11 protein-coding genes and 2 pseudogenes are annotated in these 12,497 nt (G+C 67.9%); 2 read left to right on the plus strand and 11 right to left on the minus strand.

Annotated elements, in window-relative coordinates; all coding sequences use genetic code 11:
- Positions 1-65: 65 nt before the first annotated feature.
- The 8 genes from AC07RM_RS12320 to AC07RM_RS12355 form a co-directional block, all read right to left on the minus strand.
- Positions 66-1,286 carry a CaiB/BaiF CoA transferase family protein gene (locus tag AC07RM_RS12320; protein WP_495334631.1) on the minus strand — a complete coding sequence of 407 codons (1,221 nt, stop codon included), beginning with the start codon at positions 1,284-1,286 and terminating at the stop codon, positions 66-68.
- Positions 1,283-2,644, minus strand: coding sequence for a phenylacetate--CoA ligase family protein (locus tag AC07RM_RS12325; protein ID WP_495334632.1), 1,362 nt, complete (start codon positions 2,642-2,644; stop codon positions 1,283-1,285). The genes AC07RM_RS12320 and AC07RM_RS12325 overlap by 4 nt, the downstream gene beginning before the upstream one ends.
- 34 nt (positions 2,645-2,678) lie before the next feature.
- Positions 2,679-4,331 carry a phenylacetic acid degradation protein PaaN gene (gene paaN / locus AC07RM_RS12330; protein WP_495334633.1) on the minus strand — a complete coding sequence of 551 codons (1,653 nt, stop codon included), beginning with the start codon at positions 4,329-4,331 and terminating at the stop codon, positions 2,679-2,681.
- A 7-nt stretch (positions 4,332-4,338) separates the two neighbouring features.
- Entirely contained in the window at positions 4,339-5,496 is a 1,158-nt protein-coding gene (locus AC07RM_RS12335) for an acetyl-CoA acetyltransferase (protein WP_479668948.1), read from the minus strand.
- Positions 5,493-5,879: a Zn-ribbon domain-containing OB-fold protein gene (locus AC07RM_RS12340; protein ID WP_495334634.1), complete on the minus strand. Its 387-nt coding sequence runs from the start codon at positions 5,877-5,879 to the stop codon at positions 5,493-5,495. Before AC07RM_RS12340 ends, AC07RM_RS12335 begins: the two co-directional genes overlap by 4 nt.
- A gap of 9 nt (positions 5,880-5,888) precedes the next feature.
- On the minus strand, positions 5,889-6,671 hold the full coding sequence (locus AC07RM_RS12345) for an enoyl-CoA hydratase/isomerase family protein (RefSeq protein ID WP_495334635.1): 783 nt from the start codon (positions 6,669-6,671) through the stop codon (positions 5,889-5,891).
- Complete coding sequence (locus AC07RM_RS12350; RefSeq protein WP_495334636.1) at positions 6,668-7,144, minus strand: MaoC/PaaZ C-terminal domain-containing protein; 477 nt, start codon at positions 7,142-7,144, stop codon at positions 6,668-6,670. The genes AC07RM_RS12345 and AC07RM_RS12350 overlap by 4 nt, the downstream gene beginning before the upstream one ends.
- A gap of 111 nt (positions 7,145-7,255) precedes the next feature.
- Positions 7,256-8,002, minus strand: a complete 747-nt coding sequence (locus AC07RM_RS12355) for an alpha/beta fold hydrolase (RefSeq protein WP_495334637.1) — start codon at positions 8,000-8,002, stop codon at positions 7,256-7,258.
- Between the two features lie 475 nt (positions 8,003-8,477).
- On the opposite strand from AC07RM_RS12355, the pseudogene AC07RM_RS12360 reads away from it, so the two are divergent.
- Positions 8,478-8,804 (plus strand): annotated as a pseudogene (locus AC07RM_RS12360) (nuclear transport factor 2 family protein); the annotation flags it as partial.
- Between the two features lie 42 nt (positions 8,805-8,846).
- Here AC07RM_RS12360 and AC07RM_RS12365 read toward each other — a convergent pair.
- A pseudogene (locus tag AC07RM_RS12365) lies at positions 8,847-9,515 on the minus strand (gamma-glutamyltransferase); the annotation flags it as partial.
- A 541-nt stretch (positions 9,516-10,056) separates the two neighbouring features.
- Entirely contained in the window at positions 10,057-11,016 is a 960-nt protein-coding gene (locus AC07RM_RS12370; protein ID WP_495334638.1) for an IS5 family transposase, read from the minus strand.
- Positions 11,017-11,287: 271 nt separating this feature from the next.
- Between AC07RM_RS12370 and AC07RM_RS12375 the strand changes: the two genes are divergently transcribed.
- Entirely contained in the window at positions 11,288-11,635 is a 348-nt protein-coding gene (locus tag AC07RM_RS12375) for a VOC family protein (RefSeq protein WP_495334639.1), read from the plus strand.
- A 104-nt stretch (positions 11,636-11,739) separates the two neighbouring features.
- Here AC07RM_RS12375 and AC07RM_RS12380 read toward each other — a convergent pair whose 3' ends face one another.
- Entirely contained in the window at positions 11,740-12,447 is a 708-nt protein-coding gene (locus AC07RM_RS12380) for an MIP/aquaporin family protein (protein ID WP_495334640.1), read from the minus strand.
- Between the last annotated feature and the right edge of the window lie 50 nt (positions 12,448-12,497).

Consider the following 12,497-nt stretch of genomic DNA (forward strand, 5'->3'; position numbering starts at 1 on the left):
CTCTCCTTGTCATGTGTTCGGATGGGAGGGGTGGTGGACCATTGATTCGCCTTCCAGACGGCATATCAATTGGCAAAGGAAAAACGCGCGTGCGGAATCGCGCCCGCGCGGGTGGCTTCGGCGAGCTCGTCTTCGTCGAGTCCGGCGGCGCGCAGCACCTCGAGGCTGTGCGCGCCGAAGGCCGGCGCCGCGGTGCGGTAGCTGGCCGGCGTGCGCGACAGCGACACGGCCGAGGCCACGCCCATCTGGCCGCCGGCCTCGACGAAGCGCTCGCGGTGCAGCGCATGCGGATGCGCGCGCACCCCGCCGACGTCGAGCACCGGGCCGCAGGGCACGCCCGCGCGCATCAGCTCTTGCGCGATGGCCTCGCCGTCGCGCGTGGCCAGCAGCGCTTCGAGCTCGGCCTTGAGCGCCGCCGCGTTCGCGAGCCGCTCGCTGTTGTGCGCGAAGCGCGGATCGTCGGCCAGCTCGGCGCGGCCCAGCAGCGCGACCAGGCGGCGGAACTGGCCGTCGTTGCCCACGGCGATGAATACGCCGACGCTGCGCGTGGCGAAGGCGTCGTAGGGACAGATGTTGGGATGCGCGTTGCCGCTGCGCCCCGCGACGCGGCCCGACAGGAAGTGGTTGGGCAGGTGCGGATGCATCAGCGAGACGCCGGTGTCGAACAGCGTGGCCTCGACCGACTGGCCCCGGCCCGACAGCTCGCGCTCGCGCAGCGCCATCAGGATGCCGATGACCGCGTGCAGCCCGGTCGCGATGTCGATCACCGGGATGCCCATGCGCAGCGGCGCGCCGCCGCGTTCGCCGTTGACCGACATCAGCCCGGTCATCGCCTGCGCGACCGCGTCGTAGCCCGGCAGGCCGCCCAGCGGGCCGTCGGCACCGAAGCCGCTGACGCGGCAGTGCACCAGGCGCGGGAAGCGTTCGCGCAGGAAGTCCTCGTAGCCGATGCCCCAGCGCTCGAGCGTGCCGGGCTTGAAGTTCTCGACCAGCACGTCGGCGTCCGCCAGCAGGCGCAGCAGCAGCGCGCGGCCCTCGGGCAGCGAGAGGTCGAGCGCGACGCCCTGCTTGTTGCGGTTGACGCCGAGGAAGTACGACGCCGCACCGTCGAGGAAGGGCGGGCCCCAGTCGCGCGTCTCGTCGCCCTGCGGCGGCTCGACCTTGATCACCTGCGCGCCATGGTCGGCCAGCATCTGGGTGCAGAAGGGACCGCCGAGCACGCGCGAGAGGTCGATCACGCGCAGGCCGGCCAGCGCGCCTGGCGTGGTTTGCGTGGCGTGCGTCATGCCGGGCTGGCCTCCGTGGCGCTGCGCCGCAGCACGCGCGTGGCCTTGGCCTCGTAGCGCGGCAGCGCGCCCTCGTCGTGGCAGCGCACTTCGCACGTGAGGCCCAGCCGGGCCTTGAGCCGCGCGCGCACCTCGCGCGCCAGGTCGTCTCCCGTGCAGGCCGTGCCGGGCACGCGCTCCACGGCTACTTCCATGTGATCGAGCACGCTGCGCTCGCTGTCGATGTAGATCTGCCAGGCATCCTTGGCCAGGCCCTCGACGCCGGCGATCACGTCCTCGATCTGCGAGGGATAGACCAGCACGCCGCGCACCTTGAGCATGTCGTCCGAGCGGCCGATGATGCGGCCGATGCGCGCATAGGCATGGCGGCCGCAGGCGCAGCGGTAGGGCTGGGCCGAGCGGCGCACCAGGTCGCGGGTGCGCCAGCGCAGCACGGGCGAGGCCTCCTTGTCGAGCGTGGTGAAGACGATCTCGCCGACCTCGCCCGGCGCCACCGGGCGCAGGGTCTGCGGGTCGAGGATCTCGCTGAGCACGCTGTCGTCGTTGACCAGGTGCATCTCGTCGTCGCCGTGCGAATGCGGGCAGGAAACGCCGAGCACCGGACCGCCGGCCTCGGTGGTGCCGTAGATGTTGTGCGCCAGGAAGCCCTCGGGCATCAGCGCCTCCATCTCGCTGCGGAAGGTGGCCGACACCGACTGGCCGCCGAACAGCCCCACGCGCAGCGCCCAGTCGCGGCGCGGATCGATGCCGGCCTTGCGCGCCTGCTGGATCAGCGTCATCAGCCACAGCGGCGACATGGTCGTGACCGTGTGGCGGTGGTCGCGCAGCCATTGCACCATCAGCTCGCCGCGGCCCGGGCCGACGGGGAAGTTGACCGCGCCATAAGCCTTGAGCGCCTCGTCCATCGAGCTGCCGCCGATCCACAGGCCATAGCCGTAGCCCTGGTAGACGCGATCGCCCGCGCGCACGCCCACCGTGCGGTAGATGCGCGCGAGCTGGCGCACCAGCGTGTCTTCCCAGTCCTTTTGCGTGAAACCGAACAGCACCGGCAGGCCCGTGGTGCCCGAGGTCGCGCAGAAGCGCACCACCTGCTCGAGCGGCACCGTGAGCAGCGGGTACGGATAGAGCGCGCGCAGGTGGCTCTTCTCGAGCAGCGGCAGCGCCTGCAGCGCGGCGCGGTCCTTCAGGTCGAGCGGCGAGGCGCCGGCCGCCGCGAAATGCGCCCGCCACTGCGGCGACTCCGCGAGCCGGCGGCCGAGCGCGGCGAGCTTGGCGTCCTGGCGCGCCTGCAGTTCGTCGAGCGACAGGAAATCGTCGGCGGCATCGGCTGCGGCCTGCGCATTGCGGGATTCGGTCATGGGGCGTCTCCTTTGTTCTCGGGGCGGTCGCGCTTCAGGCGGCGAGGTAGCGGCGCGTCTGCAGCACGCGAAAGCGCGGCAGCACGAAGGCGGTGTCGCACAGCGCGGCGTTGCCGGCGGCGTTGTGGCCGCTCACATGCAGGTCGCTGAAGGCGGCGGACTGGTTCACCAGCACCGGGCCGGTCATGTCGAGCGTGAGGTGCACGCCGGCATCGGCGGCCGCGTTCTTCGCGCGGCGCACGAAGGCCTCGTCGCACGAGTACACCGACCAGGTGATCGCGCCGCGCGAGCGCGTGACCTCGTGGGCATGCCGCAGCGCCGCGTCGGCGTCCTCGGTCACGATCAGCAGGCTGATCGGACCGAAGTGCTCGCGCGCGATGGTGTCCAGGGCTTTGGGCGGCACGGCATACAGGGCCGGCGTGCGCAGCACCGCATCGGGCAGCTCGGGATGCGCGAGCCGGCGCGAGGCGAACACCGGCTCGCCGAGCGATGCCGCCTCGACGGCGCGTGCCTCGGTGGCATCGCTCTGGATCGCGCCCAGCAGTTCGATGGCCCGCACCGGATCGGCGACCAGCTTCGCCACCGCCGCGGCGAGGTCGGCCTTGAAATCCTCGACCGTCTTCGCCGTGCCGTCCTGCAGCCGGATGCCGGCGCGCGGCAGGTAGATGCTCTGCGGCGTGGTGCACATCTGGGCGCTGTAGAGGCTCAGCGTGAGCGCGAGGTTGCGCACCAGGCCGGGGTAGTCGCAGGTGCTCTCGATCAGCACCGCGTTGACGCCCGCCTTCTCGGTGAAGACATGGGCCTGGCGCGCGTGGCTTTCGAGCCAGTCGCCGAACTCGGGGCCGCCCGTGAAGTCGATCAGCTTCACGCGCGCATCGAGCGCGAGTGCCTTGGTCTTGGGCGCGGCGCGCGTGTCGACCAGCAGCTGCACCACGTCGGCGTCGAGCCCCAGGCCCGCGAGCACCGTGCGCGCCGTGTCGACGCACAGCGCGAGCGGCAGCACGGCCGTGGGATGCGGCTTCACGACCACGGGGTTGCCCGTGACCAGGCTCGCGAACAGGCCGGGGTAGGAGTTCCAGGTCGGGAAGGTGGCGCAGCCGATCACGGCCGCGATGCCGCGCGGCAGGATCTCGAAAGTCTTCTCCACGCGCAGCGGCCGGCGCGCATCGGGCTTCTCCCAGAGCACGCGCGCCGGATAGGCGCCCATCTCGCGCACGGCGATGGCCACGGCCTCGAGCGCGCGGTCCAGCGCATGCGCGGTGCCGGCCTGGAAGGCCATCGCGAACGGCTGGCCGCAGGCATGCATGCAGGCGAAGGCCATCTCGAAGGCGCGCTGCTGCAGCGCCTCGAGGATCTCGAGCGCCACCGCGGCGCGCTCGGCCGGGTCGAGCGCGGCCCAGGCCGGTGCGGCGGCCTCGGCGCGCGCGAGCACGGCATCGACCGGCTCGTCGGCATAGGCGGTGTCGAAGGGCACGCCGAAGGCGCTGCGCTCCTCGCCTCGGATCGCGCCGTCGCGCTGCGTCCAGGCCGCGCGCACGGCAGCCTCGCCGGCTGCGCGCGAACCGTCGGCGTAGACGGGATGCGTCGGGTCCTCGGGATAGGCGCTGTGATAGCCGCGGCGGGCCACGGCGGCGATCGCATCGGCCAGGCGGCCGGCGTGTTTCAGTTGCAGGTCTTGGAGGGTCATGGTGGGTTCAGAGCGTGGCGGCGGTGCCGAAGATCGCGGTGCATTGGCTCGACATGTAGCCGCCCGGCGCATGAGCCAGCGCGAGCTCGGCGCCGGCCACCTGGCGCGCGCCGGCGTCGCCGCGCAGCTGCACCACCGACTCGATCGCGGTGTAGATGCCGAACATGCCGGGGTGGCCGAGCGAGAGCCCGCCGCCGCTGGTGTTCATCGGGAAATCGCCGCCCGGCGAGGCGCGGCCGCCATCGAGGAAGGCGCCGCCCTCGCCCTTGGCGCAGAAGCCCGTGTCCTCGGCGAAGACGATCGGCATGATCGTGAAGGCGTCGTAGAACTGCACCACGTCGATGTCCTTCGGGCCCACGCCGGCCTGCGCATAGGCGGTGGCCGACGACACGCTGGCCGCGGTGCGCACCAGGTCCGGCATCTGCGCGATGCTGCGGTGCGTGGCGGCCTCGCCCACACCGAGCAGGTAGACCGGCTTGCGCCGCAGTTGCGCGGCGCGCTCGGCCGAGACCACGACCAGCGCGCCGCCGCCATCGGTCACGAGGCAGCAGTCGCGCACGGTGAAGGGATGCGCCACCGGCCGCGCCGCGATCACGTCCTCGATGCTCAGCGGCCCGGGATCGGGTGCCTCGGTGTCGAGCCGCGCCCAGTCGCGCGCGCTGACCGCCACCTGCGCGAGCTGTTCGCGCGTGGTGCCGAACTCGTGCATGTGGCGCTGCGCGACCATCGCATAGGCCGCGAGCGGGCCCGGGTAGCCGTAGGGCACTTCGTAGGGGTTGGGTTCGGAGTGCGTCGCGAACTGCCCGCCCGCCGATTTCTGCGTGCTGCCGTAAGCGATCAACGCTACCGAGCACAGGCCGGCCGCGATCGCGGCGCGCGCATGGTTGAGGTGCGCGAGGAAGGCGCCGCCGCCGACCTGGGTCGAATCGGTATAGCGCGGGCGCAGGCCCAGGTATTCGCACAGGCTCAGCGTCGGCATGAACAGCTGCAGGCCGGCCGCGAACACGCCGTCGACATCGGCCAGCGAGAGGCCCGCGTCGTCGAGCGCGCGCACCGAGGCCAGTGCCATCGCGTCGAGCGGCGAAGACAGGGCCGGCATCGTCGCGAAGCCGGTGCTGCCGATGCCGGCGATCGCGGCCGCGCCGCGCAGATTGGTTGCGGTCATGCGAGCGCTCCGAACACCACGCGGTGCGCGTCGTTCCAGGGCTCGATGCGCGCGGCCACGCGCAGGCCGATGCGCAGCGCGCCGGGCGCCGCATCGACCACGGTGGCCATCATGCGAAAGCCTTCGTCGAGATCGACCAGCGCGATGTTGAAGGCACCGTCGCGCCGCTGCACTTCGGTGCAGGCATGGACCGTGCCCTCGCCGCGGCTGGTGCGCCATTCGAGTTCACTGGGCCGACCGCCTGGACCCACGGCCTGCGGCGGAAAGACCGCGCGGCCCGCGCCATGGTCGAACTGGTAGGCCAGCCGGCCTTCGGCGAGCGCGGCGAGGAACCGGGCGCGCGGCGAACGCGCGGTGTCGGGAGCGTGGGGAGCTTGGGTCATGTCCATCGCCTAGCGTCCGATGAAGCGCGGCTTGCGCTTCTGCTGGAAGGCGCCGATGCCCTCGATGCCATCGGGCCCGGCCAGCGCCTCGGCCTGCGCGATCGCCTCGAGCTCGAGCGTCTCCTCGAAGGACCGCGCGCGCGACAGGATGCGCTTCGATGCGGCGAAGGCGGCGGTCGGGCCGCTCGCGATCTCGCGCCCCATCTGCAGCGCGATCTCGTCGAGCGCCTCGGCCGCCACGCTGCGGTTGACGAGCCCCATGGCCGCGGCTTCGCGCCCCGAGAACAGGCGACCCAGGAAGATCAGCTCGGCCGCGCGGTGCGGCCCGACGCGTTCGCGCAGGTGATGGTGGCCGCCCGAGTCGAGCACCGCGCCGATGTTGCGGAACGGGCTGCCGAGCAGCGCATCGTCGGCAACGAGCGCGATGTCGCAGGCCAGCGCCAGCCCGAAGCCGAAGCCCAGCGCGGGGCCCTGCACCGCGGCGATCGTCGGCACCGGACAGTCGCGCATGGCGGCCAGCACCGGGTTGATCCGCTCGCGCAGGATCGCGAGCGTGTCGTCGGTGCCCGGGTGCGTGTCCTTGAGGTCGCGGCCGGCGCAGAAGGCGTGGCGCGTGCCGCGCACCAGCACCGCGCGCGCACCGGCCGACACGGCCTCGCCGAGTGCATCGGCGATCGCCGTCATCTCGTCGAGGCGCAGGCTGTTCTTCGCGGCGGGCCGGTCGATCGCGATGACCGCGAGCGACGACTCCAGCGTCAGGCGCACCGCTTCGGTGGAGGTGGCGCCGTTCATCGCGCGGCTCCCTCGAAGGCCATCAGGATGCGCAGCTCGCTGGCCATCAGCAGCAGCCCGTTCTGGTTGTGGACGTTCCACTGCAGCCGCAGCACGCCGTCGGTGCCGGGGCGCTTCACGGTCTTCTCGAGCACGGCGGCCTCCAGATGGATGGTGTCGCCGATGAAGGCCGGCGCGGTGAAACGCAGCGCGTCGCTGCCGTAGTTCGCCACGATCGCCGGCGCCGCGGGCGGGATGCCGAGCCCGGCCGCATAGGCCAGCAGCATCAGGCCGGGTGCGATGCGCTGGCCGAAGCGCGTGCGCGCGGCATGGTGCGCGTCTGTGTGCAGCACGTACCAGTCGCCGGTCAGCGCGCACCACTGGAGGATGTCGGCTTCCGTGAGGGTGCGGCCGCGCGAGCGGAAGCGCGCGCCCTCCTCGATCCGGTCGAAGTGCTGCTCTAGGAATCCGCAGGTGCTGGTGATGTCGGTCATCGCGTCTTTATTTAACCTTCCAGACGGAATATAAATGAAGACGAAGACCTAGCGGCAGCTAGGGCTTACCCGAAGCTGCGGGAAAAGGCGCGATCGAAAGGGGTGTGGTCGTCAGCCGCCGCGCGCCAGCGAGGCGGCGGCGTCGACGCGTGCGAGCCATCGCAGGAAGGCCTCGGCGACGGCCGCGGGCTGTTCCAGCGTTGACATGTGGCCGCACTGCGGCACCACGACGAGCTCGACATCGCCGGGCAGCAGGCCCGCCATCTCCTCGCTCAGTGCCGGCGGCGTGATCTGGTCCTCGCGGCCGCACAGGACCAGGGCCGGCGCCGTCAACGCAGGCAGCAGCTCGCGCGCATCGCGGCGCTGCATCGCGGCCTTCTGCTGCCGCGTGAAACCCTCGCCGCCGACCTGCCTCGCCATGTCGGCGAGCAGCTCGAGCAGCGTGCGGTCCTGCGCATGCGACGGATGGATCACGCGGGGCGTGAAGCTCTCGACCACCTGGGCGAAGCTCGCGCCGCCCGAGCTCAGCGCCGCCACCATCCGCTGCCGGTTCTGCGTGGCCTCCTCGGAATCGGCGCGCGCACCGGTGTCGAGCAAGGCGAGGCCCGCGATCCTGGCGCCGGCCTGCCGGCACACCTCGAGCGCGACGTAGCCGCCCAGCGAGAAACCCGCCAGCGCGAAGCTTCCGTCGGGCATCGCGGCCAACGCCGTGGCGGCCAGGGCCTCGACGGTGTCGGCCCCGTCGGTCGGCGACACGACGACATCGCGCCCGACGGGCAGCGCCCGCCGCACGGGATCCCAGACGCGCGCGTCGTTCATGAGGCCGGGAAGCAGCAGCAGCGGTACGGTGTTCATCATGGCGAGTCCTCGGTTGGTGGCGTGTCGATGGGCTTGTTATAACTATGAAGTCAAGTTCCTAGAATGGTGGCGCTCATTGGGAAATTTAAGAACTCATAGGCGAATAACCGATTTTTTTACCCCCCGTTTGTACCCCCGCTTTCCTCTTGCTCGCTCTGTTGGCCAGAACTACTGCGGACGTGTGCGCAATGGCACGGTGGACACGTTCTGGGCTGCAGCTCAGGCTTCGCGTAAGTTGACGTTTGTGTTGCACAAAGTACACCGCGAGTTGAGCCCGTCCTTGAGTGGCGGCGAGACCGGATGAATCGCCACAGGCCCGAGGCCTCGCTGCTGGCGTTGCCCTTTGAGATGGAAGAGCGCGAGCTCTTACCAGGTTCCGCGGGTCGGATGGATGCATCCCCAATTCGATCGTCGGACTGACGTGTCGACACCCGCAGTGATGCCAGATCTTTTCCTTGCACATCAGGACCAAGCCATGCAACGAATGACTCTCGCCGCGCTCGCCGCGGCAGCTACTTTCCTTCTCGCCGCCTGCGCGCCCATGGGCGATGGCAAGCCCGGCCTCGGCGCCCAGCAGGAAGCCAACCGCCAGGCCGTACTGGCCTTCTACGAGAAGGGCCTGAACCAGAAGGACGTCGAGGCCGCGCTCCAGTACGTGGGCAACCGCTACGTGCAGCACAACCCGACCGCGGCCGACGGGCCCGAGGGCTTCCGCAAGTTCATCGCCTTCCTGCGCGAGAAATTCCCGAACTCGAAAAGCGAGATCAAGCGCAGCTTCGCCGAGGGCGACTACGCTCGCCTGTAGCCAAGCCATTCCTGCGAATGGCACCGGTTCAGGCCCCGATCAGGGCGGGAAGCTATCGCCGAGCACGATGCCTTCGCGCCGCAGATCGGCGCCGCCCGTGAGCACCGGCTGGCCACCGACGTTGGTGCGGATGATGGTGCTGATGCCGCTGGACTGGGCGCCGAAGTTCACCGTGTGGCCCAGCGCGCGCAGGCCGGCGATCAGCGGATCGTTGTTGCCCGAGTTCGAGGTGTCGATGGCGGGGTGTTCGCCGCCCACGTTGGTGGTCACGCTATTGGTGGCGCCGAAGTCGACCAGCGAGGTCGCCTGCTGCGCATCGAGGCCCCGGTCGAGCGCGCCGACCAGCGTCTTCACCACGTACTGGATGATCGTGCCGCCGCCCGGCGAGCCGGCGCCCATCACGAACTCGCCCATGCTGCCGTCGGCGTTCTTCTTGAACACCAGGGTCGGCGCCATCGAGCTGCGCGGACGCTTGCCGGGCGTGACGCGGTTGGCGACCTTGATGGTCGGATCCACGGCGTCGTTCGGGTTGGCCGCGAAGTCGGTCAGCTCGTTGTTCAGCAGAAAGCCCTGGGTCATGTGGAACGAGCTTATCGAGCCTTCCACCGTGGTCGTCATCGCTACGACGTTGCCCTCTGTGTCGACCACGGTGAAATGGGTGGTACCGTGCTCCTCGGTCTTGTCAATGCCCAGCGGCACGCTGCCGAGGGCGACGGTGCAATGGTTCTATGCGGCGATGCAGCAGTCGATGCCGGACGGAGACCCGTTCCTGTAGCCTGCCTGGGACCCATCCGACGTGATCGAAGTGTCGGATCTTCGCAAAGTGCAGCTGACCTCAACGACGCATGTCCGGACCAAGCCGATCAACTCCACACTGCGATGAAGCAACCACTGCAAGTGGTCGACGGGTTAGGCGTCAGACTTTCAACCGAACCAGTCGACCTCAGTCGCCAGAGACACCATGTCGATGCCGGGGCCTCGTATCGCATCGCCGGTTGCAGAGGCCCTTGCGTTTTCTTGGGATGCTGCATAGGTAAGGGTCGCGCAGGACCGGACACGCAAAACCATCAACCTTCGATCGATCACCGTGCCGCAACGCCAGGGAACGTCTTCACAACGTGAGTTGTAGAGGGATTGATCGGATCAATGCGCAATGCGACCTCAACGCGGGCGTGAAGCAGCCAAGCCGATCGCATCGGCGGCCTCGCGCGGCGGCTTGCGATCCGCTCGGCACGCCATCCAGACGCACTCACCCCTCCACCGCCAGCAGTCGTCGCCGCGCCATCCACAGATTGCCCAGCGCGAACAGCGTGATGATCTGCCCCGTGTTCTTGCGCAGTCCCCGATAGCGCACCTTGGTGAACCCGAACTGGCGCTTGAGCACACGGAACGGGTGTTCGACCTGGGCCCGGATGCTGGCCTTCATCTTCTCCACCCGCTCGGCCACGGAGTCCGCCTCGATGAACGTGTTGAGCTTCCTGCGCAGCCCCGGGCGCATCGCCACGTGCCACGTGGTCCCGGCCGCCTCGGGCCGCTTGTGCACGCCCTGGTAGCCGGCGTCACCGAAGGCGGCATGCTCCTGTCCGTGCAGCAGCGTACCAGCCATGTTCAGGTCGTTGACGCTGGCCGGCGTCGTGGCCACCGTCTGCACCAGCCCTGAGGCGATGTCCACGCCAATGTGGGCCTTCATCCCGAAGTACCAGTTGTCGCCTTTCTTGGCCTGCCTCATCTCGGGATCGCGGTTGCCGCCAGCGTTCTTGGTCGAACTCGGCGCGGAGATCAACGTGGCGTCCACCGCCGCGCCCGATCTCAGCATGAGGCATCGGTGCTGCAGCAGGTCGTTGACTACGGGCAGCATGTCCACCGTCAGGTCGTGTTTCTCCAGCAGATGGCGAAACCTCAGGATCGTCGCCTCATCGGGGATGCGGCTCGTGCCGCTGCTCAGGCCCGCGAACGCCAGGTACAGCGGCAGGTCGTGAAGCACCCCTACCATCGCCGGGTCGCTCAATTCGAACCACCGCTGCATGTAATGGATGCGCAGCATCGTCTCGATGCCAAACGGCGGCCGGCCCGTCTTGCTCTTGGGCCCGTGCGGCTCGCTGATCTCCACCAGCACCTTCCACGGCACCACGCGCTTCATCTCTTCCAGGAATTCGCACTTGCGCGTCCTCTTGGTCGACAGGTTCAGGCCCAATTCAAGCTGTTTCATGCTTGCGGTCCTCGCGGGCATCGTTCGATCAAGCTACGCGGATCGGCACGGATTTTTGCAGACCATCCCTAGCGATACCACAGCGACGGAAGCCCTATCGCCAACCGTCACTGCTCAATCACCGACCGAAAGGGAGCCAAGGTGGCGAGTAGGCGTTGACGTTGTTGGCCTGCGTTAAACACCGATTTCCGCGACGCCGTCAGTCTCGACACAAGCCATACTTGTGCGTGGACGCATGCTCTAACTCGCTCTAGGCAGTTGAAAGGAAATTATGTTGAAAATTGGATCTATTGTGTGGGGTACACGAGACGTCGCCCGATCTATCAAATTTTGGTGCGCAGCGCTCGATTACGTGCCTCTGCGTGAGCCATCCCCGGACTGGGCTATTCTTGTTTCTCGATCTGGAGAAGGACAACAGCTCGCAATCACTAAAGTGACGTCGGACCCGCGGACGCATCAACGCCACCATCTCGATCTGTACGCAGATGATCAACATGCGGAATCAGAACGTTTGCTCGCCCTCGGCGCCAGCCCGGTACAATGGCGCTATCCAGACAATGCGGATTACCTGGTCTTAGCAGATCCGGACGGCAACAAGTTTTGCGTAATCCAGAAATGACTGCCTCTGAGCGATGGCAGTCAGAAGCAACACGCAGCTCCCGGTGTACGAGATTTTTTGGCTGATCTGCGGCGTCCCATCCGAAAATGACGCGGCGTCCGCTCTCACCATCCAAGAGAAAAAGCAAGTGCTGCCACCTGCCCGCCCATAAGGGGCCCCAAAATCGGAATCCATGCATAGGTCCAATCTGAGTCTCTTTTCGGACCCATTGGCAGCAACGCATGCATCACGCGTGGTCCAAAGTCTCTCGCCGGGCTAAGCGCAGCGCCCGTCGTCCCGCCCAGGGAAATAACAATTGAAAGCACCAAAAGCGCAGCTGGCAAGGCATTGATTGAGCCTAGACCCACATCTCCAGCAGCCATATTTAGTATGGCGTAGACGAGGACGAAGGAGCTGAGCAACTCGGATGAGAGATTCTTCGAAAGAGAACGGATGGCGGGGGCAGTGCAGAACGCAGAGAGCTTTTCCTCCTTCGCACTAGTCAGTGTCAAATGGTCACGATAGAAGGCCCAGACGAGGGCTCCTCCAACTGCTCCGCCCAACATCTGCGCCCTCACATAGCCACCTACGTCGGCCCAAGGAAACTTTCCGGCTGATGCCAGTGCGAGAGTCACTGCTGGATTTAGGTGCGCACCGCTAGCAGGCGCAGCAACAAGTACTGCGACAAACATCGCCATCGCCCATCCGAGGGCAACAAACCCAAAGCTTGTTCCCACTCCTTTGGTTTTTCGTAGCACCGCGTTCGCGGAAACCCCGTTTCCAAGCAGAACAAAGATCAAGGTTCCCACGAATTCCGCGTGCGTCGCAGCCATACAAGTTGTTTCTTATTTCATTTTTGCAATGAGGATTCAAATCTTCTCGA

This window comes from Variovorax sp. GW821-FHT09B05, from assembly GCF_059418265.1.

Coding starts and splice junctions, on each gene's coding strand:
- AC07RM_RS12320 (WP_495334631.1), bottom strand. CDS start 1,286: ATGACGCACGCCACGCAAACCACGCCAGGCGCGCTGGCCGGCCTGCGC.
- AC07RM_RS12325 (WP_495334632.1), bottom strand. CDS start 2,644: ATGACCGAATCCCGCAATGCGCAGGCCGCAGCCGATGCCGCCGACGAT.
- paaN (WP_495334633.1), bottom strand. CDS start 4,331: ATGACCCTCCAAGACCTGCAACTGAAACACGCCGGCCGCCTGGCCGAT.
- AC07RM_RS12335 (WP_479668948.1), bottom strand. CDS start 5,496: ATGACCGCAACCAATCTGCGCGGCGCGGCCGCGATCGCCGGCATCGGC.
- AC07RM_RS12340 (WP_495334634.1), bottom strand. CDS start 5,879: ATGACCCAAGCTCCCCACGCTCCCGACACCGCGCGTTCGCCGCGCGCC.
- AC07RM_RS12345 (WP_495334635.1), bottom strand. CDS start 6,671: ATGAACGGCGCCACCTCCACCGAAGCGGTGCGCCTGACGCTGGAGTCG.
- AC07RM_RS12350 (WP_495334636.1), bottom strand. CDS start 7,144: ATGACCGACATCACCAGCACCTGCGGATTCCTAGAGCAGCACTTCGAC.
- AC07RM_RS12355 (WP_495334637.1), bottom strand. CDS start 8,002: ATGATGAACACCGTACCGCTGCTGCTGCTTCCCGGCCTCATGAACGAC.
- AC07RM_RS12370 (WP_495334638.1), bottom strand. CDS start 11,016: ATGAAACAGCTTGAATTGGGCCTGAACCTGTCGACCAAGAGGACGCGC.
- AC07RM_RS12375 (WP_495334639.1), top strand. CDS start 11,288: ATGTTGAAAATTGGATCTATTGTGTGGGGTACACGAGACGTCGCCCGA.
- AC07RM_RS12380 (WP_495334640.1), bottom strand. CDS start 12,447: ATGGCTGCGACGCACGCGGAATTCGTGGGAACCTTGATCTTTGTTCTG.